Source organism: Bacillus sp. UNC69MF (genome assembly GCF_000746035.1).
In the GTDB taxonomy this organism is placed as follows: Bacteria; Bacillota; Bacilli; order Bacillales; family Bacillaceae; genus Bacillus; species Bacillus velezensis.
Map to the genome: position 1 here is coordinate 210,645 of NZ_KN050798.1, position 24,922 is coordinate 235,566.

Genomic DNA, 24,922 nt, shown 5'->3' on the forward strand with positions numbered 1-24,922 from the left:
ATATAACTGTAGAAAAAAACAAAAGGAGAGTTTTAATGAGAAAAATGGCGATATTTGCGGCTGTACTGCTGCTTGCGCTCAGCACGGCGGGATGTGCCGGCAAATCTGAGGAAACGGCGGCCGAAAAAACGAAAACAATCGGCATCATGCTGACAGACAACGGCCTCGGCGACCAATCATTTAATGATTCAGGCTTTCAAGGTTTGATGAAAGCGAGAGACGAGCTCGGCATCACATTTGACTATAGGGAAATAAAAGACACCGGTACATACGAAAAAGGACTGACCCAGCTTGTCCGGGAAGGCAATGACCTTGTTGTGGGGCTCGGTTACAGCATGCAGGCGGATTTAGAAAAGGTCGCTAAAAAATATCCAAAGCAGCGGTTTGTGCTGATTGATTCCGTATCAGACCTGGATAATGTCACCTCCGTCACGTTTAAAGAGGATGAAGGAAGCTTCTTAGCCGGAGCGCTGGCGGCCATGACGAGCAAAACCGGCACAATCGGATTTATCGGCGGTTCAGATGCCGACGTCATTAAACGGTTTAAAAAAGGCTATCTGAAAGGCGCGGAATCAGTCAAACCGAGAATCCGCGTGCTGTCGGACATCAGCGGTACGTTTGATGATGATAAGCTCGGGAAGGGCATCGCCCAAAACATGATCCGAAAAAAAGCCGATGTCCTGTTTACGGCGGCCGGCTTCACGGGTGTCGGCGCACTGAAAGAAGCGGAGGCGCAAAAAGTATACGCCATCGGTGTTGACAGCGATCAATATTACACCGCCGAGCACGCCGTTATCTCTTCTTTAGTGAAAAACGTCGACCATGTCATCTATGAATTGGCGAAAGATTTAAAAGACAACAAGGAGATCAAAAGCGGAGAGATCGTTTACGGACTGAAGAAAAACGGCATGGACTTAGCTAAGATCAGAGTTGTCAAAAACGCAGGCGGGCTGACGAAAAAGATCACGGATATGAAAAACAGTCTGATTGAAAAAGGAGGCGATCTGAAGTGACATTACGGACAAGGCTGCTCGTTAACGCAGCCGTTACGATGATTTGCTTCGCCGCCGTCATCGGCTTTACCATCGTAAACATGATGAAGATTCAGGCTTCAAATGAAGATGAAGTGGACGCGCTGTTAAACGTTCAGGAAGCAAAAGCTGACCTTAATACGTTAAAAGAAAGCATCACCGGCTATTCCTATACGCTCGCAGACGCCCAGAAAGAAGATGTGCGAAGCTATATGAAAAGCAGCTCAGACAAACTGGCGGCGCTCAAAAAAACGATGACGGACGGTGCAGACAAAGCCGCTTATGACAAACTCGCCAAAAAATACGAATCATGGCAGGCGGAGGCGGACGCTGCTCTTGATTCGAAAAGCCCGGCTGAAGCGACAAGGACGGCGGCCCGCATCAACGGTCTTCTGAATGATATTTATATGCTGAATCTGAAAAGCCGGGATCACTATGAAGACATGCAGAAGCAGACGGCTGACCAGATTCAGTTTATCGTTTACAGCGCAGCCGTGCTGACCATCGTGATACTTGCCGTCACCGTCATATCTTCCATCAGGCTGACGAAGAGAATTGCAGGGCCGATCCGCCGCATGGCTGAAAATGCCCGTCGTATTGCAGGAGGGAACCTTGCTGTTGAAATGCTTGATTATAAAGGGAAGGACGAACTGAAAGAGCTGAATGACTCATTCGGAATGATGGCTGAACAGCTCCGCACCTTAATTCAGGCGATCGGAGAGGTCGGCCGTGAAGTCGAGACTTTCGCGGAAGGTTTGACGAAGGAAAACCAGACGCTGAAGGACATGACCGAGCAGGTGTCCGTGTCGACGGAAGAAATGGCGAAAGGCTCCCAAACCATTTCAGAAGATCTGCAGCATACGGTGCAATTCATTGAACAAATGGATGAACATTCAAAGGCGAACGCCGAACGTTCAAAACAAACGACGAGAAGCAGCGAAGAGACGATTGCGGCGGTGGCTGCGGGGCGCGGTGCTTTAGCCGAGACCAAGCAAGCCATTGATAAAAGCAATGAGACATCAAAAGAGATTTCCGAAGCCGCCGATCTCTTCATAGAGCATGCGGCAGGCATCAGTATGATGGCGCAGACCGTTTCTGACATTGCGGGCCAGACCAATCTGCTGTCATTAAACGCCGCAATCGAGGCGGCCAGAGCAGGCGAGGCCGGAAAAGGATTTGCCGTCGTTGCCGAGGAGATACGGAAGCTCGCAGACGGATCAGCCAAAGCGACCGCGCAGATTTTCGATATGGTAAAGCAAATTGAAGACGGCATCACGTCTATTACCGGAGCTGTCACGACCGGCGTCGCTTTAGCGGGCAGACAGCAGGAGCTGATGGAGAAAACGTCAGAATCATTCGTCCATATTGAACAAAAAGCCGCCCATATTAAAGCGGAGCTTACTCAATTGGACGGACGGATCATCGAATCGAAACAGCTTGGTGAGCAAGTGCTGCATCATGCCGAAAGCATCAGCGCCGTTATTCAGGAAACGGCTGCGGGAAGCGAAGAGATTTCTGCCTCCGCGCTTGAGCAGCTGTCTTCTTTTCATAAAATGGCGGAAAGCGTCGATAATCTGGTGAGCCTGACAGAGCGGTTAAACGATCAGGTCCGCCGGTTTACTTTGTAACGGGCTTATGCCCGCCCCTGATTTTTGCAGCCTGACATGAGTAACTTCTGAATGAAACACAAATACTGAATATACTTGTGTTTATATTTATTCTTTTTCGTGAAAGGTGAAAAAAGATGGGAGGAATCGGGATGAATGAACAAATTCCGCATGATAAGGGTCTTGATAATAGTCTGGCTTTATTACGCGATGGATATGTATTTGTGAAAAACAGAGCGGAGAATTATCGCTCGGATGTGTTTCGCGCCCGTTTATTAGGGAAGACATTCATTTGTATGAGCGGAGCGGAAGCCGCAAAGCTTTTTTATGACACAGAACGATTTCAGCGGGAGCATGCCCTCCCCAAACGGGTGCAGAAAACGTTATTCGGAACAGGGGCAATCCAGTCAATGGACGGTGAACGGCATAAGCACAGGAAGCTTCTATTTATGTCGCTGATGACGCCGCCCCGGCAAAAACGGCTTGCGGAAGCGGTGGCAAAACAGTGGAAAGCATCTGCGGAAAAGTGGGAGGGTTCAAACCGAATTGTCCTTTTTGATGAAGCGAAGAAAGTGCTGTGCCGGGCTGCCTGTGAGTGGGCCGGCGTCCCGCTGAAAGACTCAGAAGTGAAAGAGCGGGCGGAGGATTTCACCGATATGGTAGACGCATTCGGCGCTGTCGGACCGCGTCATTGGAAAGGCAGAAGGGCGAGGCTGAAAACGGAGAAATGGATAGAGGAGGTCATTGAGGATGTGCGGTCCGGCAAGCTGCAAACGCCGGAGTGCTCAGCCTTGTATGAAATGGCTTTTCATACAGAACTTGACGGGAACAGACTTGATTCTCACATGGCTGCTGTTGAGCTGATTAATGTTCTGCGCCCGATTGCCGCCATTTCTTACTTCATTACGTTTTCAGCTCTTGCATTGCATGATTACCCTGAATATCGGGGCAAACTGGGATCGAGAGATGATCAGGAGGCTGAAAGATTTGCACATGAAGTTCGGCGGTATTACCCGTTTGCCCCGTTTTTAGGAGCCGTTGTGAAAAAAGATTTCGTATGGAAGAACTGTGAGTTTAAAAAGGGTGCATCCGTCATGCTTGACCTATATGGGACAAACCATGATTCCCGGCTTTGGGAGAATCCGAATGAATTTCGCCCGGAACGTTTTCAGGGGCGGGAGGAAAATAAATTTGATTTCATTCCCCAGGGCGGAGGTGATCCGGCTAACGGCCACCGCTGTCCGGGTGAGGGAATGACCGTGGAAGTCATGAAAACTTCCCTTGCGTTTCTTGCCAATGAAATAGAGTACGATGTTCCGTCCCAAGATTTGAGCTTCAGCCTGTCCAGAATGCCGGCATTGCCTGAAAGCGGATTCGTGATAAGTGATGTTAGACGCATATAGAACAAAAAACAGCCCTCTATCTTCATCCACAAGAGGGCTGTTTTGCTTTTACAGATGGTCCGGTTTTTTGGAATTCTGGTTTTTTCCCGCCTGCCGGTTTTTTTCGGCAAGCCGGTTCTTTTTCTGATTTACGGCGTTATTGTCCAACGGTTTTTTGTCATTATCTTTCATGCGGCAAAGCCTCCCTTCTGTCCGTTAGGATGCCCGCCCGCATTGAAATTATGGCTTCAGGAAAAAAATCGCGAGCGTGCCCGGCCCGGAGTGCGCGCCGATCGCAGAGCCGATTGAATGAAGAATGATCTCTTTCGGATGGAACGCTTCTTCAATCATTTCCTTCATCCGAAGCGCCGTCTCCTCGTTATCTGCATAGCTGATCCCCACGGTTTGATCCGCCCAATCGCCGCCTTCTTCCTTCATCATGTCTATAATCCGTTTAAACAGTTTCTTCTGTCCGCGCAATTTTTCGAGCGGCACGAGCCTGCCGTCATCCACATGCAGAATCGGTTTAATGTTCAAAAGCCCCCCGACAAAAGCGGACGTTTTTGAAATTCTGCCGCCCCGCGCGAGATAAGCGACATCATCGACCGTAAATATATGTTTCATCCGTGCGCAAAAGCTCTTTACAGACGTTTCGATTTCTTGTATTGTATTCCCGTTAACACAGAGTGTTTGCGCGTGCATCACAGCAAGGCCGCAGCCCAATGAAGCGCATTTGGAATCTACAATCCGTAAATCAAAATCGGGAAATTCCTCTTTTACTTCATTGGCGATCATTACGGCCGTCTGATAGGTGCCGGAAAGACCTGAGGAAAAGGCGATGTATATCGCCGGTTCTCCGAGTTCCGCGTATTGTAAAAATACTTTTTTTATCGTATCCGGTGATGCCTGGGATGTTTTCGGAACTTTCCCGTCCCGCATCGCTTGAAATATATGATCCGCCTGAATGGTGACCGTGTCCTCATATTCGTTTCCGTCAAGTGTTACGTGCAGCGGAATGAACCCGATCCGGTTTTCTTCAATATAAGAATTCGGCAGGTCAGAGGCGCTGTCAGCAATAAGGTGAACTGTCATCATAATTCCCTTCTTTCCGATTGGTGAGAGTGATGCCAACTATATCATATAAATGTGGCAAAATAGTGTTCAAAACTTTATTTTAAGGGAAAAGCTAATAATGAAAATGAGCGGAGGAGCAAGCCATGGTACTAGAACAAGCAAAAAAATTAGCAATCGTCGTCATCGGCGCGTTTCTGTATGCAGCGGGACTGAATTTATTCCTGATACCGGCGAATGTATATGCCAGCGGTTTTACCGGTGTCGCCCAGCTGCTGTCAAGCGTCGTTGATCAATACGCCCCCTTTTATATTTCGACAGGAGTTCTCATGTTCCTCTTAAACATTCCCATCGGTGTGTTAGGGTGGCTGAAAGTCGGCAGATCATTCACTGTATACAGCATATTAAGCGTAGCGCTGACGTCCGTCTTTATGGGAATTCTCCCGGAAATGAGACTGTCGCACGATATTCTTCTGAATACCGTATTCGGAGGAGTCATCTCAGCTATCGGCATCGGTTTAACGCTGAAATTCGGCGCTTCGACAGGCGGTCTTGATATCGTGTCGATGGTGCTGGCCAAATGGAAGGATAAGCCGGTCGGCACATATTTCTTCATTTTGAACGGGATTATCATTTTGACGGCAGGATTATTGCAAGGATGGGAGAAAGCATTATATACCCTTGTCGCTCTGTATGTCACAACAAGGGTGATTGACGCCATTCACACCCGCCACATGAAACTGACCGCCATGATCGTTACAAAAAAAGCCGATGAAATCAAAGAAGCGATTTACGGGAAAATGGTCCGCGGCATTACGACGGTGCCGGCAAAAGGCGCTTACACAAACGAACAGAAAGAAATGATGATCATCGTCATTACGCGGTACGAATTGTATGACCTTGAGAAAATCGTGAAAGAAGTCGACCCGAAAGCCTTCACAAACATCGTGCAAACGACGGGGATCTTTGGTTTCTTCAGAAAAGACTGATAGGAGCGGATAGAATGAAGTGGCTGTTTGGCCTGTTATTACCGGTCATTTTACTGATCGGATGCAGCAGTCAATCCGGGCAGAAGGAGCCCGCTGAGGAGGTATCCGGAGAGATGAATGAACAGCAAGCGGAATTAGCCGTAAACCCTGTGCAGACGGATCAGCAGATCGAATTTCAAATGTCTTTAAAAAACAAGAGCGGCAGCCCGATCGATTTCACATTCAGCTCAGGGCAGAAATTCGAATTGACCGTACATGACCAACATCACAAAGAACTGTACCGCTATTCAAAAGACAAAATGTTTACTCAGGCGTTTCAGACTGTGACCTTAATGCCGAATGAAACGTATGACTTTTCAGATGTGTGGAAGAACGTGCCCGGTCCGGGAACATACACGGTGACGGTGACGTTTTTAGGGAAGTCCCATCAGATCGGAAAAAGACTGAAAACGGTAAAAACATTTGAAGTGAAATAAAAAAGCGGCGCCCTCGTCTAAACGGGGCGCCTTTTTTTATTGCAATTTCTCCAGCTGATCCTGAAATTGGTGCAGCTGCTGACGTTCTGCATCCGTCGAATTGGCGTACGCGGAAGACACGGCGTTTTTGGCGCGTGAGACAGCTTTTTCCTGATCGCCGTCCTCGAAACCGTTAGCAATCATGACGGCCTGCTGGACAAATGACTTGGCTTGAGAAAACAGTTCGTTTCTCATTAAAAGTCAACCTGCCTTTCAGCCGAATCTTTTGCTGCATCATGCTGTGCTTCCTCTAATGTAGACCGATATGGAAATCTTGCGTCATGAAGACTGACAGAGTCCTTGCCTTGCTGAATAAACCGTTTTGATTTGTTTCGTTTACCCATTGCAATGTCCCCCTTCCATATTTAGACGAGATGAGTCGTCTGTTTTAGTATGGGCGGAAGGCTTTGTGTTATGAGCGGCAAAACCTCACAGGGAGAAATAGGATTTTAAAAATTCGGCGATTCCGTCCGCTTCATTTGATCCCGTGACGCGGTCGGCGGCCTGTTTGACTTCATCCGTGCCGTTTCCCATCGCTACGCCGCAACCGGCAAACCGGAGCATTTCAAGATCGTTGTCTTCGTCGCCGAACGCGATGATCCGTTCTCTCGGCACTTGGTAATAGTCGCTGATTTTCTTCAGGCCGACCGCTTTATTCATCCCGTGTTTAATGATTTCAATCACATGCCACGGAGCCGCCCATCTTCTGTGGTCAATGACCTCGGCATGCACATCGGATAAATGTGCTCGTATATCCGCGACGTCCTCTTCCTTCGCGTGAATCAATACGGACGTTACATCCTCCTTGACCGTTTCACGCAGATCGCCGAATGTGACATTCGCCGTATTCATATGAAACGCCTCAATTAAATGCTCATCATGATAATGGAAGTACACATCGTCAATGACCTCAGCGAGCACATTATGTATTTGATAGGTCTCTGTAAGTTCGGCAAGCTGTCTGACCACATCGACCGATAAAGACGTGTGGTAGCGTCCCCATGATTCGTCTTTCGGGTGGTGGACAAATGCCCCGTTAAAATTGACAATCGGCGTTGTCAGCCCAAGCTCGTCATAATACATCGAACTGGAACGGAAAGGGCGCCCGGTTGAGATGCAGACATGATGGCCCGCTTCTTTCAGCTTCTGAATCGTCCGTGCCGTTTCAGGGGAAATGGTTTTATCGTCTTTTAATAAAGTTCCATCCAGATCTAAGGCGATGAGATAAGGTTTTGTCTCCATAAATAACTCCTTTTGTCATATAATTTGCTGTTTTTCACTTATGTACAGTGTAGCTTTTTACCATCTTTATTGTCTACATGTTACACTTATGATTATGGTTATCCTAAGGAGGGAGTCAACGTGATTCTTATTGATCATCAAACCGTATCAGGCATTCCGTTTTTACATATTGTAAAAGAAGAAAATCGGGACCGTCCCGCTCCCCTTGTTTTCTTTATTCACGGTTTTACAAGCGCGAAGGAGCATAATCTTCATTTCGCTTACCTGCTTGCTGAAAAGGGCTTCAGGGCGGTGCTGCCGGAAGCTCTTTACCACGGTGAACGCGCTGAACAGCTGTCAGCAGAAGAGCTCGCCGTCCATTTTTGGGACATTGTATTAAATGAAATTGAGGAGCTTGACGTGCTGAAAAAGGATTTTGAAGCGCGCGGTCTGATTGAAGACGGGCGGATCGGTCTTGCGGGCACGTCAATGGGCGGAATTACGACATTCGGCGCGATGGCCGCGTATGATTGGGTCAAAGCCGGCGTCAGTCTGATGGGAAGCCCGAACTATACGGCATTTTTTCAGCAGCAGATTGACCACATTCAAAAGCAGGACATTGACATTGACGTCACAAAAGAACAGGTCGATGAACTGTTTGCGCGGCTCAAACCGTTCGATCTCAGTCTGGAACCGGAAAAACTCCGCAGCCGCCCGCTGCTGTTCTGGCACGGCGTTCAAGACAAAGTCGTTCCGTATGCACCGACCCGCGGCTTTTATGAAACGATTAAACCTCATTACAGCAGCCGGCCTGACCATCTTCAGTTTCTGAAAGACGAACGGGCTGATCATAAAGTCCCGAGATACGCCGTTTTAGAAACCGTCGCCTGGTTCGATAAGCATTTATAAAGCACAATGGTGTTAACAAAAGCCGCTTTTACGTTATACTGAGGAAAAAGGAGTGATGGAACGTGGAAGAAGCATTAAAAGAAAACATCATGGGCGCCTTGGAGCAGGTTGTTGACCCTGAGCTCGGCGTCGATATCGTCAATCTCGGCCTTGTATACGACGTTGATATGGATGACGACGGCCTGACGCACGTTACGATGACACTGACATCAATGGGGTGCCCGCTCGCTCCGATCATCGTCGACGAGGTGAAAAAAGCGCTCGCCGACATTCCGGATGTAAAAGAGACGGAGGTCCACATCGTCTGGAATCCGCCTTGGACAAGAGACAAAATGTCACGCTACGCAAAAATCGCATTAGGGATTCAGTAATAAGAAAATGCACCTCGGATTTTAGGTACATCCTAAAGTTTGGAGGTGCTTTTCTTTTGTCTGCATTTACAAGGAAAAAATCAACGCGGATAAGCGACAGTGAGGGTTTGTTTTGGATCGCAAACAAATCTTTAAATATAAAATTTCATATGAGATTTATCTTTTTTGTAATAGGACAGTCTGTCTTGGAGTGTACCTGTGTGGAATTCAAATTTATGTCCATCGGGATCTGTAAAATAAATTGACTTTTGATCTTGCTTATCCCTAGGACGCCCATTTAATATACTTACATTTAGAGATTTTTTAGCCTTTGATGTATTGCATCAAAATCTTTTGGGTCAATTGTAAAGGCCATATGCGTATAAGATTTATGTATTTCATTTCTTGGTATATCCGCCTCTAAGTTAAGTGCAAGCCAAAGCCCGTTCAGATCAAAATATGCTGTCTTTTGTCCTTTAACCAGGAGTTGTGCATGAAATACTTTTTCATAAAATTCTATAGATTTTTCCAAATTTGAAACAGAAAAAAGAAGATGATTGATTCCTTTTATGTTTATTTTCCCCACCTCATTTAACATGTTTGTTTGAAACAATCCCTCTGGTAATACATCTGCATATATATCGATTATATACTGACTAAAAAATCATTTTAAGGATTTCTGTGGATTTTTATGCCCGGTGTTTTCCGGCTGACCGTTTCGAGCTGTACTAAACATGATTCTGTCGGGCGCCGTTCTGTCTGCTTTGCCGCTGCAGACCGGCGTTCGGAAAGAAGGGCAAGTCACTAAAAAAACCCGAGTTTCCCACCATTTAGGGTTTTTTGCGGTATCGGGTTAAAAAGGAAAAAAACGGACGTGAGGCATGATATAATAGACCGGCTGCATGCGAGGGAGGAATCCATGAAGAAAAAATTACTTCTCATTATCCTTAGCATTCTTGTTTATACGGCGCTGTTCGCTGTTTCCGCTTTTCACAAAGAGCCGGTGCAGCAGGCAGGGACAATGACGGATGTCAGCCGTCTCATGCCCGTGAAAATTAAGCAGACGGTCAAAGGAAAAGAGAAAGAAACATTGGTCGAAACCATTAAGGAAGCAAAGAGAAAGCATCTGAAGATCTCAATCGCAGGCGCCCAGCACTCAATGGGCGGCCAGACGTATTATGAAGACGGTATCGTTCTCGACATGACGGGCTACAACAAAATACTCGGTCTCGACCGAAAGAAAAAAATCATCAGGGTGCAGGCGGGAGCGACGTGGAATGATATTCAGCGCTATGTCAATCCGTACGGGCTCGCGGTAAAAGTCATGCAATCGCAAAACATTTTTACGATCGGCGGCTCACTGAGCGCCAACGCCCACGGCCGGGATATCCGGTACGGTTCGCTGATTGATACGGTCAAATCGTTTCATCTTTTAAAGGCGGACGGCAAAGTCATCACCGTTACTCCGAAAGATGACCTGTTTTCAGCCGTCATCGGCGGCTACGGCCTGTTCGGCGTCATCCTTGACGCGGATATTGAGCTGACGGATGATGAGCTTTATGAAATGAAAACGAAACGCATGAACGCTGATACATATAGTCAATATTTTACGCAGCATGTTCGGCGCAACCCCGCCGTGCGCATGCATCTCGCGCGGATCGCAACAGGGGATAAAGGCTTTTTGCACGATATGTATGTGACTGATTACACACTCTCAGACAACCAGAAAGAATTAAAGCGGCACAATGAACTGAAAGAAGATGAGCATCCGGCGCTGACGAAATTCGCGCTCGGCCTCTCCCGCCGGTATGACTGGGGCAGAAATTGGTTCTGGTCAACCCAGCAGTCTTATTTTCTCAGCCAAAACGGCGTGAAAGTCTCCAGGAACAATGTCATGCGGTCAGAATCGAAATTTTTGGAATATGAAAACACGGACAACACCGATGTGCTGCAAGAATACTTCGTGCCAGTCGGCGAATTTGCGCCGTACATTCATGATTTACGCAAGACGCTGTCACATGAAGATCTCAATCTCGTAAATATTACGATCCGCTACGTGCAAAAAAATGAAAAAGCCGATCTGTCATACGCAAAGGAAGACATGTTTTCACTCGTTCTTTTAATCAATGAAGGGTTTTCAAAAGACAGCCAGGCAAGTGCTGCGCGGATTGTCAGAAAAATGACGGATACGGCATTGCGCCACCGCGGCAGTTATTATCTCCCGTATATGCTGTATCAAACGAAAGAGCAGATGCGTGAGGCATATCCGAAAAGTGATATGTTCTTTCAGAAAAAACACAAATATGATCCGGATGACTTGTTTATGAATTATTTTTATCAGAGGTACAAATCATGAAACACAACCATTTAAAATGGCTGATCCTGTCACAGAGCAGTGTCTTTTTTGCCGGCAGCCTGATCTTTCCGTTTTATATTTTATTTATTAAAAACATCGGTTCCAGCTACACGCAATTCGGTCTCTCATACGGCTTGTTCGGCCTGAGCGGCGCATTGATTCATCCGCTGCTCGGCCGGCTGTCGGCAAGACTGGATTCCCGCTGGTTCCTTATGGCAAATTCGTGGGGGATGGCGGTGCTTCTTCTGACGCTCCCGCACATTACCGGCGTACACCAGGTTTATGTTGTGCAGGTGCTTTTGGGCCTGTTCGGCGCGATGCAAAAACACGGCGAGAAAATCATGATCGCCGATTACACCGACGGCGGGGAGCGGGGAAAAAAAGTCGGCAGCTATCATTTCTGGACGGCCGTATTTTCAGCTGCCGCCATTATTCTCGGCGGGTTTCTCGCTGATTTCTTTACGGTTTATATTATCTTTTACGCCAGCTCCGTGCTGTTTTTTATAAGCGGGCTGATGATGCTGAAAAAAACAGGCTGATCCGATCAGCCTGTTTTTCTTATGCCCCCCCTCGATCGAGAGGGGGTTTTTTGTCAGCGAAAACAGATGGAAAATGAATGAAAAAATATTAAATATACAATTGAATTAATTTTTATTCATGTTATAATGTTAAATAATTTCACAAAAACCAAGAAGGTGAACCCGTTGAAAATAGGTATTATAGGCGCGACTGGTTATGGAGGCGCCGAACTTGTCAGGATTCTTAACCATCACCCTTATGCAGAAGATTGTATATTATATTCATCGAGCGACGAAGGAAAAGAATATGCCGCTTCATATCCGCATTTGAGGAATATAGCGTCACAATCACTTCGGCCGCTTCATATAGAAACGATCCGAAACGAAATTGATGTCATTTTCATAGCCGCGCCGCCCGGCGTTTCCGGAGAGTGGTCGCCCAAGCTGGCGGAGGCGGGTATCCCGGTCATTGATCTATCCGGCGATCTGCGGATTCAAAACCCGGCCGTGTATGAAAAGTGGTATAAGCGGAAGGCCGCTCCGAAAGGAACGATTCAAAGCGCGGTTTACGGTTTAGCTGAACTGCAAAAAGAAGAGATTCAGACTGCAAAGCTGATTGCCAATCCGGGATGTTTTCCGACGGCTGTGCTGCTCGGGCTCGCCCCGCTGGCGAAGAATAAGCTTTTACAAGATTCATTTCTGATTGTTGATGCGAAAACGGGCGTATCCGGCGCCGGCCGAAAAGCATCCATGGGCACTCATTATTCTGAGCTGAATGATAATTTCAAAATTTATAAGGTTAATGAGCATCAGCATACTCCGGAAATTGAACAGCAATTAGCGGCTTGGCAGCCCGGCACAGGCCCGATCACGTTTTCCGCACATTTGGCGCCGATGACAAGGGGCATTATGGCGACGATGTATACGGTGGCTCCTCCGGGTATGTCTGCTGCACAGGTAAGAGAATTGTATTCCGAATTCTACAAAGATTCATATTTTGTCAGAATCAGGCCGGAAGGTGAATTTCCGGCGACGAAAGAGGTATACGGCAGCAATTTTTGTGATATCAGTGTCACCGTGGATGAAAGAACAAACCGTGCCACCATCGTTTCTGTCATAGATAATCTGATGAAAGGCGCCGCAGGGCAGGCGGTTCAAAATTTAAATATCATGAATGGCTGGCAGGAAGAAACGGGACTTACGATGACGCCAGTCTATCCATAGAACGAAAGAGGGATTCAAAAATATGATTCAGCTGAGTGAGGAAATCACGAAAATAAAAGGCGGCGTATCCTCGCCGAAAGGGTTTGAGGCAAAGGGCGTGCATTGCGGTCTGCGCTATTCAAAAAAAGATCTCGGAGCGATTATCAGCGAAGCGCCTGCAGTCAGTGCAGCGGTATATACGCAGAGCCATTTTCAGGCAGCACCGCTGAAAGTGACGCAAGCCAGCCTGAAAAAAGAGGGTATGCTTCAGGCGGTTATCGTCAACAGCGCGATTGCCAACGCCTGTACGGGAGACCAAGGATTAAAGGACGCCTATGAAATGCGGGACGGCTTCGCGAGCCAGCTCGGCATTGAGCCGGAGCTTGTTGCGGTTTCGTCAACCGGGGTGATCGGCGAGCTTTTAGATATGAAAAAAATTCAAGCGGGCATTGAACAGCTCGGTCAAGCGCCGTCCGTGTCCGGAGCATTTGAAGAAGCCATTTTGACGACGGATACAGTGACGAAACAGACGTGTTATGAACTGGTGATCGGCGGAGACATCATCACGATCGGCGGAGCGGCGAAAGGCTCCGGCATGATCCACCCCAACATGGCGACAATGCTCGGCTTTGTCACAACGGACGCGGCCGTGGAAGAACAGGCGCTCAAAAACGCGCTCAGAGAGATTACGGATGTTTCATTTAACCAAATCACCGTTGACGGAGAAACATCGACGAATGACATGGTGCTTGTGATGGCAAACGGCTGCGCGGGGAATGATTGCCTGACGGAGCAGCACCCTGACTGGCCGGCTTTTAAAAAGGGATTAAAGCTTGTATGCGAAGACCTTGCCAAAGATATAGCCAGAGACGGTGAAGGAGCGACGAAATTAATTGAAGCCAGAGTCGAAGGCGCGAAAAATAACCTTGAGGCGAATATTATTGCCAAAAAAATCGTCGGCTCAAGCCTTGTGAAGACCGCCGTTTACGGCACAGACGCCAACTGGGGGCGCATCATCGGCGCAATCGGGCACAGTGCGGCAAGCGTAACGGCCGAACAAGTGGAAGTTTTCCTCGGCGGCCAGTGTCTGTTTAAACACAACGAACCTCAGCCGTTTTCGGAAACTGATGCCAAGGAGTACTTATCAGGTGATGAAATTACGATTGCAGTCCGCCTGCAGGAAGGCTCCGGCAGCGGCCGGGCATGGGGCTGTGACTTAACCTATGATTATATTAAAATCAATGCGAGCTATCGCACATAACAAAGGGGAGCGGCATGAAGAAAACGATCGTTTTTAAGTGCGGCGGAAGCGTAATCCGCGAGTTATCCGCCGATTTTTTTCAAAATGTAAAAGAGCTTATGCAATCGGGCTGGAACATTGCCGTCGTCCATGGAGGCGGCCCGGACATTTCAAAAATGCTGAAAACATTGCAGATTGAAACGGAATTTGTCGATGGACAGCGGAAAACGACCAAACCGGTGCTGGAAACAGCGGAAATGGTCTTGTCAGGGACGATCAATAAATTTTTCGTAACCGAACTCGCGAAAAACGGGCTGAAAGCCGCGGGAATATCAGGAAAGGACGGCGGTCTCCTTCAAGCATCTTACCTTAATCAAGACAAATACGGAGAAGTCGGCGAAATACAAAAAACCGATCCGTCAATCATTCACGCATTAATGAAAGAAGGCATCATTCCCGTTATCGCTCCGCTTTCCATGACAAGTGATTTCGAAACGCTGAACGTCAACGCAGACGCAGCGGCATCGGCCGTCGCTTCAGCCTTACACGCCGATAAACTTTTATTTGTCACGGATGTCGAAGGAATTATGGACGGAGAGAACAGGCTGGATACTTTGACGCCGCAAGAGATTCAGGCCCTCATAGATGACGGCGTGATTTCAGGAGGGATGATTCCGAAGGTAAACTCGGCATTATCGGCACTGAGTGAAGACGTCGAGGAAGTGATGATCGTAAACGGAAAAGGAGCGTTTTTCACCGATCAAGCCTTCCAAGGAACAAAAATCGTCAAAGAAAAGGAGAGCGTGTCATGAGCAGTCTATTTCAAACCTACAGCCGCTGGCCCATCGATATCAAAAAAGCGAAAGGGACAATTGCAGAGGATGAAAACGGAAAAACGTATCTCGATTTTATTCAGGGCATCGCCGTTTCCAATCTCGGCCATTGTCATGATGAGGTCACAGAAGCAGTGAAAGAACAGCTTGACAGCGTATGGCACGTTTCCAATCTGTTTGAAAATGATCTTCAGGAAAAAGCCGCGGCAAAGCTTGCCGAACATAGCGCGGGAGATCTCGTTTTCTTCTGCAACAGCGGGGCCGAAGCGAATGAAGGCGCCATTAAGCTTGCCCGTAAAGCAACGGGAAAGACAAAAATTGTAACATTTCATCAATCGTTTCACGGACGGACCTATGCGGGGATGGCCGCCACCGGACAAGACAAAATCAAGACCGGTTTCGGACCGATGCTTCAAGGCTTTCACTATCTTCCGTTCAATGATCCGTCGGCATTCAGCACGCTTTCAAAAGAGGATGATATCGCCGCCGTCATGCTTGAGACGGTGCAGGGAGAAGGGGGAGTCAATCCCGCCGATCCGGAATTCATCGAAGCCTTACAGACATTTTGCAAAGACAAACAGGCGCTGCTTATCGCAGACGAGATTCAAACCGGAATCGGCCGGACGGGCAAGGCATTCGGCTATGAGCATTTCGGCATCTCTCCGGACATCATCACTGCTGCGAAAGGGCTTGGAAACGGTTTTCCCGTCGGAGCCGTGATCGGCAAAAAGAAGCTTGGAGACGCCTTTACGCCGGGTACGCATGGTACGACTTTCGGCGGCAATAAGCTTGCCATGGCAGCTGTGAAAGCAACCTTGGATATTGTGTTTCAGCCGGACTTTCTCCAGGCGGCGGCAGACAAAGGATCATTTTTAAAAGCGCAGCTGAACCGTGAACTGACAGGGCCTTTTGTAAAAGAAATCCGCGGAAAAGGGTTATTAATCGGCATTGAATGCGCAGGTCCCGTGTCCGGCATCATCGGAGATCTGCAGGGACGCGGGCTTCTCGTGCTTCCGGCCGGCCCGAATGTCATCAGGCTGCTCCCGCCGCTTACGGTTTCTGAAGAAGAAATGCTGTCGGCCGTCAGTATGCTTAAGGCAGCGATCGAAGCGCATTCGGCAGTGAAACGGTAATTTTTTTTCGATATAAAAGTATAAAAATTCATATTTTTAATTAATTATTCATCAAGAGGTGGGCTTTAGATGAAAGGCTATTTAGTATTGGAAGACGGAACATCATTCGGCGGTGAACTTGAAAAAGAAGCCCGCTGTGTTGGCGAAGCGGTTTTTTTCACCGGAATGACGGGCTATCAGGAAGTGCTTACAGACCCGTCATATAAGGGTCAGATCGTCGTCTTTACGTATCCGCTGATCGGAAACTACGGAATTAATGAAAAAGACCTTGAAAGTAAGATTCCTCAAGTCAAGGCTGTTGCCGTCTATGAAGCGTGTGAACATTTTTCTCACCATGAAGCAGTCTCAAGCTTGAGAGAGTATTTAAATAAATGGAACATCCCGCTCTTAACCGAAGTGGACACACGGGCCGTCGTCAAAACCATCCGCTCCGGCGGCACGATGAACGCTGCCGTGTCAACAACAGGAGAAATTCCGGCAGCATCCGGAACAGAAAACCCGGCGGAGCTGGCGCAGTCTGAAGACATCACGTCAATGGGGAATGGAGACCGGCATATTGCGCTGATTGATTTCGGTTATAAAAAATCAATCGCCTCGTCACTTGTAAAGCGCGGCTGTAAAGTAACGGTCATTCCGTATCATCAGATGAACGCTGTTTACGACATTCAGCCTGACGGAATCGTGCTCTCAAACGGCCCGGGCGACCCGAAAGCGATTGCGCCGTACATGAACCGGATTACATCATTACTCAGTGATTTCCCCGCACTCGGCATTTGCCTCGGGCATCAGCTGATTGCCCTGGCTTTCGGAGGAAATACGTATAAGCTGCCGTTTGGCCACAGGGGTGCCAACCATCCTGTCATTGACCGGAAAACGAAACGGGTGTTTATGACAAGCCAGAACCACAGCTATGTCGTTGATGAAGCATCAATTGACGAAAACGAGCTGTCCATCAGATTTCATCATGTCAATGATACATCGGTAGAAGGGCTCATTCATAAGCGCCTTCCCGTATTAAGCGTCCAGTTCCACCCTGAAGCTCATCCCGGACCGGCTGAGAGCGAGTGGATATTTGATGAATTTCTAGAGAAAGTGATACCAGCAAGGAGAGAAATCGCTCATGCCTAAAGATACAACCATTTCCAGCATATTAGTCATCGGCTCCGGCCCCATCATCATCGGCCAGGCGGCAGAATTTGATTATTCAGGAACGCAGGGCTGCATGGCTCTGAAAGAAGAAGGATACCGCGTTATTCTAGTCAACAACAACCCGGCAACGATTATGACGGATGAGGCGTTTGCCGATGAAATATATTTTGAACCGCTCACAACCGACAGCATCGAGGCCATTATTGAAAAAGAAAAACCGGACGGTCTGCTTGCCAATTTGGGCGGCCAGACGGCATTGAATTTAGCCGTTAAGCTTGAAGAAGCAGGCGTGCTGAAGAAGCATCACGTCAAGCTTTTGGGAACATCGGTGGAAACCATTCAAAAAGGCGAAGACCGGGAGCAGTTCCGCGCCCTGATGAAAGAGCTTGATCAGCCCGTTCCGGAAAGCGAAATCGTCGACAACGAAGAAGACGCCCTCCGTTTCGCTGAGTCTATCGGATTTCCGGTCATTCTGAGACCGGCGTACACGTTAGGCGGAAAGGGAGGCGGAATCGCGAAAACGAAAGAAGCGTTTCAGACGCTTATTAAACAGGCGCTGTTAGCAAGCCCGATCAGCCAATGCCTCGTCGAAAAAAGCATCGCCGGATTTAAAGAAATCGAATATGAGGTCATGCGCGACAGCAATCATACATGCATCACCGTCTGCAATATGGAAAACATCGATCCCGTCGGCGTGCATACAGGGGACTCCATCGTCGTCGCACCGTCCCAGACGTTAACGGATGAAGAATATCAGATGCTGCGTTCAGCAAGCCTGGCGATTATTTCGGCGCTGGATGTGGTCGGAGGCTGCAACATTCAATTTGCGCTGGATCCGTTCAGCAAACAGTACTATGTCATTGAAGTGAACCCGCGTGTCAGCCGCTCTTCAGCTCTCGCGTCAAAAGCGACCGGCTATCCGATTGCCAAAATGGCGGCAAAACTTGCCGTCGGCTATACGCTTGATGAACTGAAAAATCCGCTGACGGGCTCTACTTATGCAAGCTTTGAACCGGCGCTTGATTATGTCATCGTCAAATTCCCGCGCTGGCCGTTTGATAAATTTAAACATGCCGACCGCACGCTCGGAACGAAGATGAAAGCGACGGGAGAGGTCATGGCGATTGAAAGAAATATGGAAGCGGCCATTCAAAAAGCGGCGGCCTCCCTTGAGCTGAAAACGATCGGCACCCGCCTGCCTGAACTCGGCGGCTGTACGATCAATCAGCTGTGGGAATTAGCGGTAACACCGGATGACCGGAGATTTTTCGTCGTCATGGAGCTGTTAAGCCGCGGTGAAACGATAGAAGACATCCATGCCAAAACGAAAATTGACCCGTTTTTTCTCCATGTATTCCGAAATATCATCACATTGGAAAACAAGCTGATGGAAGAAGGGGATCATCTGTCTTTCCCGCTTTTAAAGCAGGCGAAGGTAAAGGGCTTCACGGATGTCATGATCGCATCTCTCACGGGAAAAACGGAAGAAGACATCCGTGCTCTCAGAAAGAAATCAGGCATCGTCCCGTCGTTTAAAATCGTAGATACATGCGCCGCTGAATTTGATGCCAAGACGAATTATTTCTACTCCACCTACCTCGGGGAAAGCGACGGAGATATCAGCCGAAAAGAGAAAAAACGCGCCCTCATCATCGGCTCCGGCCCGATCCGCATCGGTCAGGGAGTGGAATTTGATTACAGTGCCGTCCACGGCGTTCTGACCCTGCAAAAGCTGGGGTATGAAACGATTATGATCAATAACAATCCGGAAACAGTAAGCACGGATTATGAAATCGCTGACCGGCTTTATTTTGAACCGCTGACGACAGAACATATTTTGAACGTGGCGGAACATGAAAACATTGATTTTGCCATCGTCCAGTTTGGGGGGCAGACCGCGATCAATGCCGCTGAACCGCTGGAAAAAGCGGGCATTCCGCTGCTCGGAACATCCTTTGAAACCCTTGATGCGCTGGAGGATCGGGATCTGTTTTATCAGCTGCTTGATGACCTTGACCTGAAACATGCCAAAGGCGAAACCGCTTATTCAAAAGAAGAAGCAACGGAAAAAGCAAGCCGAATCGGCTACCCCGTGCTGATCCGTCCGTCTTATGTCATCGGTGGGATGGGCATGATCATCGTTGATTCAGAAGCGCAAATGTCAGAACTGCTGGAAAATGAAGCGGGCATGCCGTATCCGATTTTGATCGATCAGTACATTACAGGAAAAGAATTGGAGATCGATCTGATTTCCGACGGACATGAAGTATTCGTGCCGACTTACACAGAGCACATTGAACGCGCCGGCGTCCATTCGGGCGACAGTTTTGCGATTCTTCCGGGTCCGTCTGTCACACCTGATATGCAGCGGAATATAAGAGAGGCCGCCGAAAAAATCGCGGTAAAACTGGCTTTTAAAGGCATCATGAACATTCAGTTTGTCATTGATGACAAAGGGGATATTCTCGTTCTTGAAGTGAATCCGCGGGCAAGCCGCACGGTTCCTGTCGTGTCTAAGGTGATGGGGGTGCCGATGATCCCGCTTGCCGCCAGATTGCTGGCCGGCGCTTCCCTTAAAGACATCAAGCCCGAGGTTCAAAATCAGCACGGAACGGCAGTGAAATTCCCGGTTTTTTCTTCGCACGCCATTCAGGATGTGGACGTAAAGCCCGGGCCGGAAATGAAGTCGACCGGAGAAGGCATGTGTGTCGCGTTTGACGCAGAAAGCGCCCTGAAAAAAATCTACGCGCACGTCTGGGAGAAAAAAGGCAGCATCTATCTGGAAGGCTGTGATGCGGAATTGGAACGTCAGGCTCAAGAGGCGGGATTTACCGTATGCAAAGATGCGTTCCCGGCATGGGCAGAGCGAAAGGATAAAGCGGTCCATATCAATTTCAATCACTCTGAAGAAGCGCGTAAACAACGGATTGAAGCCATGACGCACGGTGTGACGGTCTTTACTGAACCGGAAACCGTAAAGGCATTTTTAGCAAGCGGCTCCGGCAAACCTAAGCCTGTATCGCTCAAAGATCTTTATCAAAAGGAAGTGGCATCATGCACACAATAAAAGCGGAACACACATTAACCCATTTGTACGGCAAAGATTTTCTTTCCTTAAAAGATGTCAGCCCGTCAGACATCAAAGCGCTTCTGACAGAAGCTTCATTATTAAAACAACATCCGATACAGCCGATTTTCCAAGGGAAAACATTGGCGATGATTTTTGAAAAATCTTCAACCCGCACACGTGTGTCTTTTGAAGCGGGAATGGCCCAGCTCGGGGGAACGGGACTATTTCTTTCAAGCAGCGACCTGCAGCTTGGGCGGGGGGAGACGGTCGCGGATACGGCGAAGGTGCTGTCCGGCTTCGTTGATGCCATTATGATCCGCACCTTTGAGCATGAAACAGTCGAAGAGCTTGCCGAGCATGCAGACATTCCCGTCATAAACGGGCTGACCGACCGGTATCACCCGTGTCAGGCACTCGCGGATCTGTTAACGATACAAGAAATAAAAGGAAAACTGAAAGGAGTAAAAGCCGCCTATATCGGTGACGGAAATAATGTGGCGCATTCACTTATGATCGGCTGCGCAAAAATGGGCTGTGACATTGCGATTGCTTCGCCGAAAGGCTATGAAGTAGAGGAAGAGGCGGTGAATGCCGCGAAAGAAGCGGCGGCTGTTTCCGGAGCGAAAATCACCCTTACCGAAAATCCGCAGGAAGCGGTGCGGGATGCAGATGTGATTTACTCCGACGTCTTCACGAGCATGGGGCAGGAGGAAGAGACGCAGCAGCGGCTGAATGTGTTTGCCCCGTATCAAGTCAACGCCTCACTCGTCAGTCTCGCAAAACCCGACTATACATTTTTGCATTGCCTGCCCGCGCATCGGGAAGAAGAGGTCACGTCCGAGATTATCGACGGTCCGAACTCTGCGGTATTTCAGCAGGCGGAAAACCGGCTTCACGCGCAAAAAGCGCTCCTGAAAGCTCTTCTTTACAAACAGGATGAACAAAAAAACCGCTGAATCTCATTCAGCGGTTTTTGATATTTCTCCGCATACAAGCGCATACTACATAAAAAAGAAAAAGGAGGAAATGACGTGGGACAGCAGCATCAATTCCGCCCGGGACAAAAAGCGCCGAATAACGGTGTGTACGTTGAAATCGGCGAAACGGGAAGCATGGTCAAAAACCCGCAAAAAATCAAGCTTACGGTGGGGGAAATGTTCCCTGAAACTTCAAACCACAACAGATTGTGGACGTATCAACGAAAACCGTGAACACAAAAAAACCTGCTGAATAGCAGGTTTTTTTATTTAATGCTGGCTTGCATCCTGTTTGACAGGCATGATCTCCGCAAGAACAAAGACTAGCACCGCAATAACCACGGCAATAACGGATGATTGCTTGAAATTGTACGCCGCGCTGTTCATGGAGGCGACCAAATAACAGGCCATATGTGTTAAAAGGAACGTCCAAATAAAACCGATAATAAACCGCACGTTTCCACCTCGTCCTTCATTTTATTCTACGTTGTATCATACCATACATAAAGCGCGGGCGGAAGGTCATTTTCTCATCAAAAAGCGCGCCTGAAACTGACATTTGCCCGCCTGTCCGGCCGTCTGATGGAAAATTCGGTTCCTGTGCTCGGGATAATAGCCAAAACATAGCAGCAAATAGGAGTTTATCCGATCCGTTTTCATTCTTCTTACATATGATAGCCAATAGAGAGATTAGGAGTAAAAGGAGGCGGGCAGGCATGGGGATTACGGAAAGATTTTTCCAATTCGGATCTGAGCTGAACGTCATCCATCTGCCGTATCGGCCGAATGGCTTCTGTATCTTTATTCTGGGGGACAGAACCCACTTTGTCAGCCGGGACTCAAGCTTTTGGCTCGAACATGAAGGGAGAAACCAGCTGTTAAATACGATGCTTGACAGAGGATACACCATTTTTAACAGCAATTTATACGGACGGCATTGGGGTTCGGAAAAAGCCGTCCTTTACGCCAGACAGCTGATTCATTATGTGCTGAAACAAGAAATCCTCAATCCGAAAATACACTTGCTCGCAGAAGGCATGGGCGCCCTTATCGCCGATCAATTGCTGCAGTCTTCAGCGGAGCATATCCGTTCAGCCGCAATGTTAGATCCTTGTCTTGACCTTCAAGCCCATTTTGAATCAGAGAAAGAAAATAAGTTTTTTTATAAGCAGTTTCTGAGGGAAACGGCACAGAGCTTCGGTGTTTCTGAAAAAGAGGCAAGCTCACTGAGCTATCAGACCATTACCGGCTGCCGCACCCGCGTGCCGGTACATATATGGCAAAGAACGACCGGAGCGCCGTACCCGTACACCCTGCATGCGAATGCGTATAAAGAAGCCCGGGAAAAGACCGGAAGCAAGACTGATATCACGTATCACCTGCTTGAGAACCCTGCGCGTATGTACAGAGCCATCTGCCGGTTTTTCCGCAGTCATGAAAAAGACCTGTAATGAATAGAATACAACAGCCATCTCTTTTCAGAGGGCTGTTTGGCTTGTGTGCGAATGAAAAACCGGAAAGGCGGCAGATGTGATGAAGACAGCGCTGATCATTGGAGCAGATGAATTTCTCGGCCTTTCATTGTGCGAACGGTTGATGGATGAGGGTGTGCATGTTGATGTCATTTTGGCAGAACCGGAGGACAAAACGAGGCAGCTGTATTTAGAAGAACGTTTAATGTGGCTCGCGAGAAACGGGCTTTTTCAAATAATAGATGAAATCGGTGAAAAGGAATACGATCGTATCTGCGTTCAATACGGGAGCGGGTGTCTGCCTGAAGAAAGGGCTGAGCCTTTATATTGGATTGTTTACAGTGAGGATCACGGAGACTGGGAAAAAAACGGTCAGCGGGATACGGCAAAAGCGATTATCCTTCCTCCCCTTTACGGTCCGTGGACAGAAGCAAAAGAAGATGGCGAAAGCAGGATCTTTTTAGAAGACGCAGTCTGCGGGCTGATGAATCAGCTTGAGGCATACGGCACAGAAGACGAAAATCAGATTATTACCCTGGAAATAAAAGAAAAAACGCAAAAAACGGAAGCGGAAGAAAAAATTAAAGAATGGAAAAGACAATTTTCATCAATATTCGACATTTTTTAAGAAATACCTTCCATGTTATGTGCATTACCGCTACAATAAACGTATATCAATTATACATGTTATGAGTTTGAAAAGGGGTTGAACATGGCTTGATCACCAGGCTTGTCATGATCTTTTCTGTCCTCCTTTTATTGAGCGGATGCGCACAAACTCCGTTTAAAGGAAAAATTGAGAAGGTCGGAATGCTTTTTCCCGATACTATCAGTGACTTGGTATGGGGCACAAAAGGTTACAAAGGTTTATTAGCGATACAATCTGAATTTAACGTTGACGTTTATTATAAAGAAAATATCAGATCCGATGAAGATATTTTAAAAGCGATAGATGATTTTCATAAAAAAGGAGTCAATCTTTTATACGGGCACGGAAATGAATACGAGGAAATCTTCAATATGATCAGCAAGGATTATCCCGACATGGAATTCGTCGTCGCAAACGGAACGGCGAAAAGCGATAATGTCACAAGCGTTCATCTTATGGGAGAAGCAATGGGTTTTTTCGGGGGAATGACAGCCGCCCATATGTCAAAAACCAATGAGGTCGGCGTCATCGCCTCCTTTTTGTGGCAGCCTGAAGTAGACGGCTTTATCAAAGGGGCGAAATATGAAAAGCCTGATATCACCGTCAACACTGAATTTACGGACCACTGGGATAACGGCAATGAAGCGCTGCATCTTTACGAGAAGTTAAAAGCGGAAGGCACGGATGTTGTATATCCAGCCGGAGACGGGTATAATGTTCCTGTCATTCAGCAAATCAAAAAAGACGGGCTTTACGCCATCGGCTATGTCGCCGAACAATCGAATCTCGGCAAAAACACGGTGCTGACAAGCACGGTGCAAAACGTAGATAAAGCCTATACATTAATTGCCGAGCAATATAATAAAGGTACGCTCAAGAGCGGAGATCACAACTTTGATTTCAGGGAAGGAGTCGTTGAAATGGGGACGTTCAGCCCTCTGGTGGACAAAGCATTTCAAGACAAAATCTCAGACCTTGTAAAAACGTATAACCGAACAAATGAACTGCCGTCAAATGAATAGAGGTGGATACACATGCAGCATGAAAAGTCTCTTGAATTTATGCAGATCGCGATGAAATACCTGCCGGAAGCAAAGGCGGAGCTTGAGAAATCCGGCATAGATCTGTCTATGGAAATGATTCAGCCGTTTATGGACCTGTTTACATCGGTCATGGCGGAAGCGTATGAGCTTGGCAGATCTGATGCCGGGGAGCTGAATAAATAAAGAGAGCCACTTTTCATGAAG

The 24,922-nt window shown here is 47.9% G+C and carries 27 protein-coding genes and 1 pseudogene; 21 read left to right on the forward strand and 7 right to left on the reverse strand.

Annotated features, from left to right (window positions below; translation table 11 throughout):
- Window positions 1–35: 35 nt before the first annotated feature.
- From BR62_RS0113260 to BR62_RS0113270, 3 genes are all read left to right on the forward strand, one after another.
- Window positions 36–1,013 (forward strand): BMP family lipoprotein, encoded by a 978-nt coding sequence (locus tag BR62_RS0113260; protein ID WP_032871161.1) that lies wholly within the window; start codon window positions 36–38, stop codon window positions 1,011–1,013.
- A complete protein-coding gene (locus BR62_RS0113265) occupies window positions 1,010–2,659 on the forward strand; it encodes a methyl-accepting chemotaxis protein (protein WP_032871164.1) in 1,650 nt (549 codons plus the stop codon). Before BR62_RS0113260 ends, BR62_RS0113265 begins: the two co-directional genes overlap by 4 nt.
- Before the next feature lie 131 nt (window positions 2,660–2,790).
- Window positions 2,791–4,041 carry a CYP152 family fatty-acid peroxygenase CypC gene (locus BR62_RS0113270; protein ID WP_023842861.1) on the forward strand — a complete coding sequence of 417 codons (1,251 nt, stop codon included), beginning with the start codon at window positions 2,791–2,793 and terminating at the stop codon, window positions 4,039–4,041.
- 48 nt (window positions 4,042–4,089) lie between these two features.
- Here the strand turns inward: BR62_RS0113270 and BR62_RS19590 are convergent, their stop codons facing one another.
- The gene (locus BR62_RS19590; RefSeq protein WP_139024026.1) at window positions 4,090–4,212 is read right to left on the reverse strand and encodes a DUF3941 domain-containing protein; all 123 of its coding nucleotides are present in this window, start codon (window positions 4,210–4,212) and stop codon (window positions 4,090–4,092) included.
- Window positions 4,213–4,260: 48 nt separating this feature from the next.
- Window positions 4,261–5,112: a DegV family protein gene (locus BR62_RS0113275; RefSeq protein ID WP_032871166.1), complete on the reverse strand. Its 852-nt coding sequence runs from the start codon at window positions 5,110–5,112 to the stop codon at window positions 4,261–4,263.
- 125 nt (window positions 5,113–5,237) lie between these two features.
- Between BR62_RS0113275 and BR62_RS0113280 the strand changes: the two genes are divergently transcribed.
- Together BR62_RS0113280 and BR62_RS0113285 are read left to right on the forward strand one after the other, a co-directional pair.
- Window positions 5,238–6,080: a YitT family protein gene (locus BR62_RS0113280; protein ID WP_007409143.1), complete on the forward strand. Its 843-nt coding sequence runs from the start codon at window positions 5,238–5,240 to the stop codon at window positions 6,078–6,080.
- Window positions 6,081–6,094: 14 nt separating this feature from the next.
- Window positions 6,095–6,556: a BsuPI-related putative proteinase inhibitor gene (locus BR62_RS0113285; protein ID WP_032871168.1), complete on the forward strand. Its 462-nt coding sequence runs from the start codon at window positions 6,095–6,097 to the stop codon at window positions 6,554–6,556.
- Window positions 6,557–6,592: 36 nt separating this feature from the next.
- On the opposite strand, the gene BR62_RS0113290 is transcribed toward BR62_RS0113285, so the two are convergent.
- The 3 genes from BR62_RS0113290 to BR62_RS0113295 all read right to left on the reverse strand — a co-directional run bounded on the left by BR62_RS0113290 (window position 6,593) and on the right by BR62_RS0113295 (window position 7,837).
- Window positions 6,593–6,790 carry a DUF3813 domain-containing protein gene (locus BR62_RS0113290; protein WP_003155097.1) on the reverse strand — a complete coding sequence of 66 codons (198 nt, stop codon included), beginning with the start codon at window positions 6,788–6,790 and terminating at the stop codon, window positions 6,593–6,595.
- The gene (locus tag BR62_RS19720; RefSeq protein ID WP_003155094.1) at window positions 6,790–6,939 is read right to left on the reverse strand and encodes a hypothetical protein; all 150 of its coding nucleotides are present in this window, start codon (window positions 6,937–6,939) and stop codon (window positions 6,790–6,792) included. Before BR62_RS19720 ends, BR62_RS0113290 begins: the two co-directional genes overlap by 1 nt.
- 85 nt (window positions 6,940–7,024) lie before the next feature.
- Complete coding sequence (locus tag BR62_RS0113295; RefSeq protein WP_007409141.1) at window positions 7,025–7,837, reverse strand: Cof-type HAD-IIB family hydrolase; 813 nt, start codon at window positions 7,835–7,837, stop codon at window positions 7,025–7,027.
- Between the two features lie 120 nt (window positions 7,838–7,957).
- On the opposite strand from BR62_RS0113295, the gene BR62_RS0113300 reads away from it, so the two are divergent.
- Both BR62_RS0113300 and BR62_RS0113305 read left to right on the forward strand, forming a co-directional pair.
- A complete protein-coding gene (locus tag BR62_RS0113300) occupies window positions 7,958–8,725 on the forward strand; it encodes a prolyl oligopeptidase family serine peptidase (RefSeq protein ID WP_007409140.1) in 768 nt (255 codons plus the stop codon).
- Between the two features lie 62 nt (window positions 8,726–8,787).
- A complete protein-coding gene (locus BR62_RS0113305; protein ID WP_003155088.1) occupies window positions 8,788–9,096 on the forward strand; it encodes a metal-sulfur cluster assembly factor in 309 nt (102 codons plus the stop codon).
- A gap of 131 nt (window positions 9,097–9,227) precedes the next feature.
- On the opposite strand, the pseudogene fosB reads toward BR62_RS0113305, so the two are convergent.
- Window positions 9,228–9,673: pseudogene (fosB, locus tag BR62_RS0113310) on the reverse strand (metallothiol transferase FosB).
- Between the two features lie 321 nt (window positions 9,674–9,994).
- Between fosB and BR62_RS0113315 the strand changes: the two are divergent.
- The 10 genes from BR62_RS0113315 (at window position 9,995) to BR62_RS0113360 (ending at window position 21,788) form a co-directional block, all read left to right on the forward strand.
- A complete protein-coding gene (locus BR62_RS0113315; RefSeq protein ID WP_012117270.1) occupies window positions 9,995–11,431 on the forward strand; it encodes an FAD-binding oxidoreductase in 1,437 nt (478 codons plus the stop codon).
- Window positions 11,428–11,970 (forward strand): MFS transporter, encoded by a 543-nt coding sequence (locus tag BR62_RS0113320; RefSeq protein ID WP_012117271.1) that lies wholly within the window; start codon window positions 11,428–11,430, stop codon window positions 11,968–11,970. The genes BR62_RS0113315 and BR62_RS0113320 overlap by 4 nt, the downstream gene beginning before the upstream one ends.
- Before the next feature lie 165 nt (window positions 11,971–12,135).
- The gene (gene argC, locus BR62_RS0113325) at window positions 12,136–13,173 is read left to right on the forward strand and encodes an N-acetyl-gamma-glutamyl-phosphate reductase (protein WP_032871172.1); all 1,038 of its coding nucleotides are present in this window, start codon (window positions 12,136–12,138) and stop codon (window positions 13,171–13,173) included.
- Window positions 13,174–13,195: 22 nt separating this feature from the next.
- The gene (gene argJ, locus BR62_RS0113330) at window positions 13,196–14,413 is read left to right on the forward strand and encodes a bifunctional ornithine acetyltransferase/N-acetylglutamate synthase (protein WP_032871174.1); all 1,218 of its coding nucleotides are present in this window, start codon (window positions 13,196–13,198) and stop codon (window positions 14,411–14,413) included.
- 14 nt (window positions 14,414–14,427) lie between these two features.
- Window positions 14,428–15,204, forward strand: coding sequence for an acetylglutamate kinase (gene argB / locus BR62_RS0113335; RefSeq protein WP_032871177.1), 777 nt, complete (start codon window positions 14,428–14,430; stop codon window positions 15,202–15,204).
- Entirely contained in the window at window positions 15,201–16,358 is a 1,158-nt protein-coding gene (locus BR62_RS0113340) for an acetylornithine transaminase (protein ID WP_025284550.1), read from the forward strand. The genes argB and BR62_RS0113340 overlap by 4 nt, the downstream gene beginning before the upstream one ends.
- A gap of 69 nt (window positions 16,359–16,427) precedes the next feature.
- On the forward strand, window positions 16,428–17,486 hold the full coding sequence (locus tag BR62_RS0113345) for a carbamoyl phosphate synthase small subunit (protein ID WP_032871179.1): 1,059 nt from the start codon (window positions 16,428–16,430) through the stop codon (window positions 17,484–17,486).
- Complete coding sequence (locus BR62_RS0113350; RefSeq protein WP_032871180.1) at window positions 17,479–20,574, forward strand: carbamoyl phosphate synthase large subunit; 3,096 nt, start codon at window positions 17,479–17,481, stop codon at window positions 20,572–20,574. Before BR62_RS0113345 ends, BR62_RS0113350 begins: the two co-directional genes overlap by 8 nt.
- Complete coding sequence (gene argF, locus BR62_RS0113355; RefSeq protein WP_032871181.1) at window positions 20,562–21,533, forward strand: ornithine carbamoyltransferase; 972 nt, start codon at window positions 20,562–20,564, stop codon at window positions 21,531–21,533. Before BR62_RS0113350 ends, argF begins: the two co-directional genes overlap by 13 nt.
- Window positions 21,534–21,608: 75 nt before the next feature.
- Window positions 21,609–21,788, forward strand: a complete 180-nt coding sequence (locus BR62_RS0113360) for a YjzC family protein (RefSeq protein WP_003155070.1) — start codon at window positions 21,609–21,611, stop codon at window positions 21,786–21,788.
- 36 nt (window positions 21,789–21,824) lie between these two features.
- On the opposite strand, the gene BR62_RS0113365 is transcribed toward BR62_RS0113360, so the two are convergent.
- Window positions 21,825–22,010 (reverse strand): YjzD family protein, encoded by a 186-nt coding sequence (locus BR62_RS0113365; RefSeq protein ID WP_007409129.1) that lies wholly within the window; start codon window positions 22,008–22,010, stop codon window positions 21,825–21,827.
- A 260-nt stretch (window positions 22,011–22,270) separates the two neighbouring features.
- Here BR62_RS0113365 and BR62_RS0113375 point away from each other — a divergent pair, with 260 nt between their 5' ends.
- From BR62_RS0113375 to BR62_RS0113390, 4 genes are all read left to right on the forward strand, one after another.
- Window positions 22,271–23,005 (forward strand): hypothetical protein, encoded by a 735-nt coding sequence (locus tag BR62_RS0113375; protein WP_007409127.1) that lies wholly within the window; start codon window positions 22,271–22,273, stop codon window positions 23,003–23,005.
- An 82-nt stretch (window positions 23,006–23,087) separates the two neighbouring features.
- Entirely contained in the window at window positions 23,088–23,654 is a 567-nt protein-coding gene (locus tag BR62_RS0113380; protein WP_007409126.1) for a Rossmann-fold NAD(P)-binding domain-containing protein, read from the forward strand.
- A gap of 89 nt (window positions 23,655–23,743) precedes the next feature.
- A complete protein-coding gene (locus BR62_RS0113385) occupies window positions 23,744–24,697 on the forward strand; it encodes a BMP family ABC transporter substrate-binding protein (RefSeq protein WP_007409125.1) in 954 nt (317 codons plus the stop codon).
- Window positions 24,698–24,709: 12 nt separating this feature from the next.
- Entirely contained in the window at window positions 24,710–24,901 is a 192-nt protein-coding gene (locus BR62_RS0113390; protein ID WP_003155061.1) for a ComZ family protein, read from the forward strand.
- Window positions 24,902–24,922: the final 21 nt, after the last annotated feature.

Excerpts from the sequence above, each read along its gene's own strand:
- BR62_RS0113390 (WP_003155061.1), top strand. The coding sequence starts at position 24,710 with ATGCAGCATGAAAAGTCTCTTGAATTTATGCAGATCGCGATGAAATAC.
- BR62_RS19720 (WP_003155094.1), bottom strand. The coding sequence starts at position 6,939 with ATGGGTAAACGAAACAAATCAAAACGGTTTATTCAGCAAGGCAAGGAC.
- BR62_RS0113290 (WP_003155097.1), bottom strand. The coding sequence starts at position 6,790 with ATGAGAAACGAACTGTTTTCTCAAGCCAAGTCATTTGTCCAGCAGGCC.
- argF (WP_032871181.1), top strand. The coding sequence starts at position 20,562 with ATGCACACAATAAAAGCGGAACACACATTAACCCATTTGTACGGCAAA.
- BR62_RS0113260 (WP_032871161.1), top strand. The coding sequence starts at position 36 with ATGAGAAAAATGGCGATATTTGCGGCTGTACTGCTGCTTGCGCTCAGC.
- BR62_RS19590 (WP_139024026.1), bottom strand. The coding sequence starts at position 4,212 with ATGAAAGATAATGACAAAAAACCGTTGGACAATAACGCCGTAAATCAG.
- BR62_RS0113315 (WP_012117270.1), top strand. The coding sequence starts at position 9,995 with ATGAAGAAAAAATTACTTCTCATTATCCTTAGCATTCTTGTTTATACG.
- BR62_RS0113340 (WP_025284550.1), top strand. The coding sequence starts at position 15,201 with ATGAGCAGTCTATTTCAAACCTACAGCCGCTGGCCCATCGATATCAAA.
- argJ (WP_032871174.1), top strand. The coding sequence starts at position 13,196 with ATGATTCAGCTGAGTGAGGAAATCACGAAAATAAAAGGCGGCGTATCC.
- BR62_RS0113295 (WP_007409141.1), bottom strand. The coding sequence starts at position 7,837 with ATGGAGACAAAACCTTATCTCATCGCCTTAGATCTGGATGGAACTTTA.
- BR62_RS0113380 (WP_007409126.1), top strand. The coding sequence starts at position 23,088 with ATGAAGACAGCGCTGATCATTGGAGCAGATGAATTTCTCGGCCTTTCA.
- BR62_RS0113280 (WP_007409143.1), top strand. The coding sequence starts at position 5,238 with ATGGTACTAGAACAAGCAAAAAAATTAGCAATCGTCGTCATCGGCGCG.
- BR62_RS0113320 (WP_012117271.1), top strand. The coding sequence starts at position 11,428 with ATGAAACACAACCATTTAAAATGGCTGATCCTGTCACAGAGCAGTGTC.
- BR62_RS0113345 (WP_032871179.1), top strand. The coding sequence starts at position 16,428 with ATGAAAGGCTATTTAGTATTGGAAGACGGAACATCATTCGGCGGTGAA.
- BR62_RS0113270 (WP_023842861.1), top strand. The coding sequence starts at position 2,791 with ATGAATGAACAAATTCCGCATGATAAGGGTCTTGATAATAGTCTGGCT.
- BR62_RS0113375 (WP_007409127.1), top strand. The coding sequence starts at position 22,271 with ATGGGGATTACGGAAAGATTTTTCCAATTCGGATCTGAGCTGAACGTC.
- BR62_RS0113275 (WP_032871166.1), bottom strand. The coding sequence starts at position 5,112 with ATGACAGTTCACCTTATTGCTGACAGCGCCTCTGACCTGCCGAATTCT.
- BR62_RS0113285 (WP_032871168.1), top strand. The coding sequence starts at position 6,095 with ATGAAGTGGCTGTTTGGCCTGTTATTACCGGTCATTTTACTGATCGGA.
- BR62_RS0113350 (WP_032871180.1), top strand. The coding sequence starts at position 17,479 with ATGCCTAAAGATACAACCATTTCCAGCATATTAGTCATCGGCTCCGGC.
- argB (WP_032871177.1), top strand. The coding sequence starts at position 14,428 with ATGAAGAAAACGATCGTTTTTAAGTGCGGCGGAAGCGTAATCCGCGAG.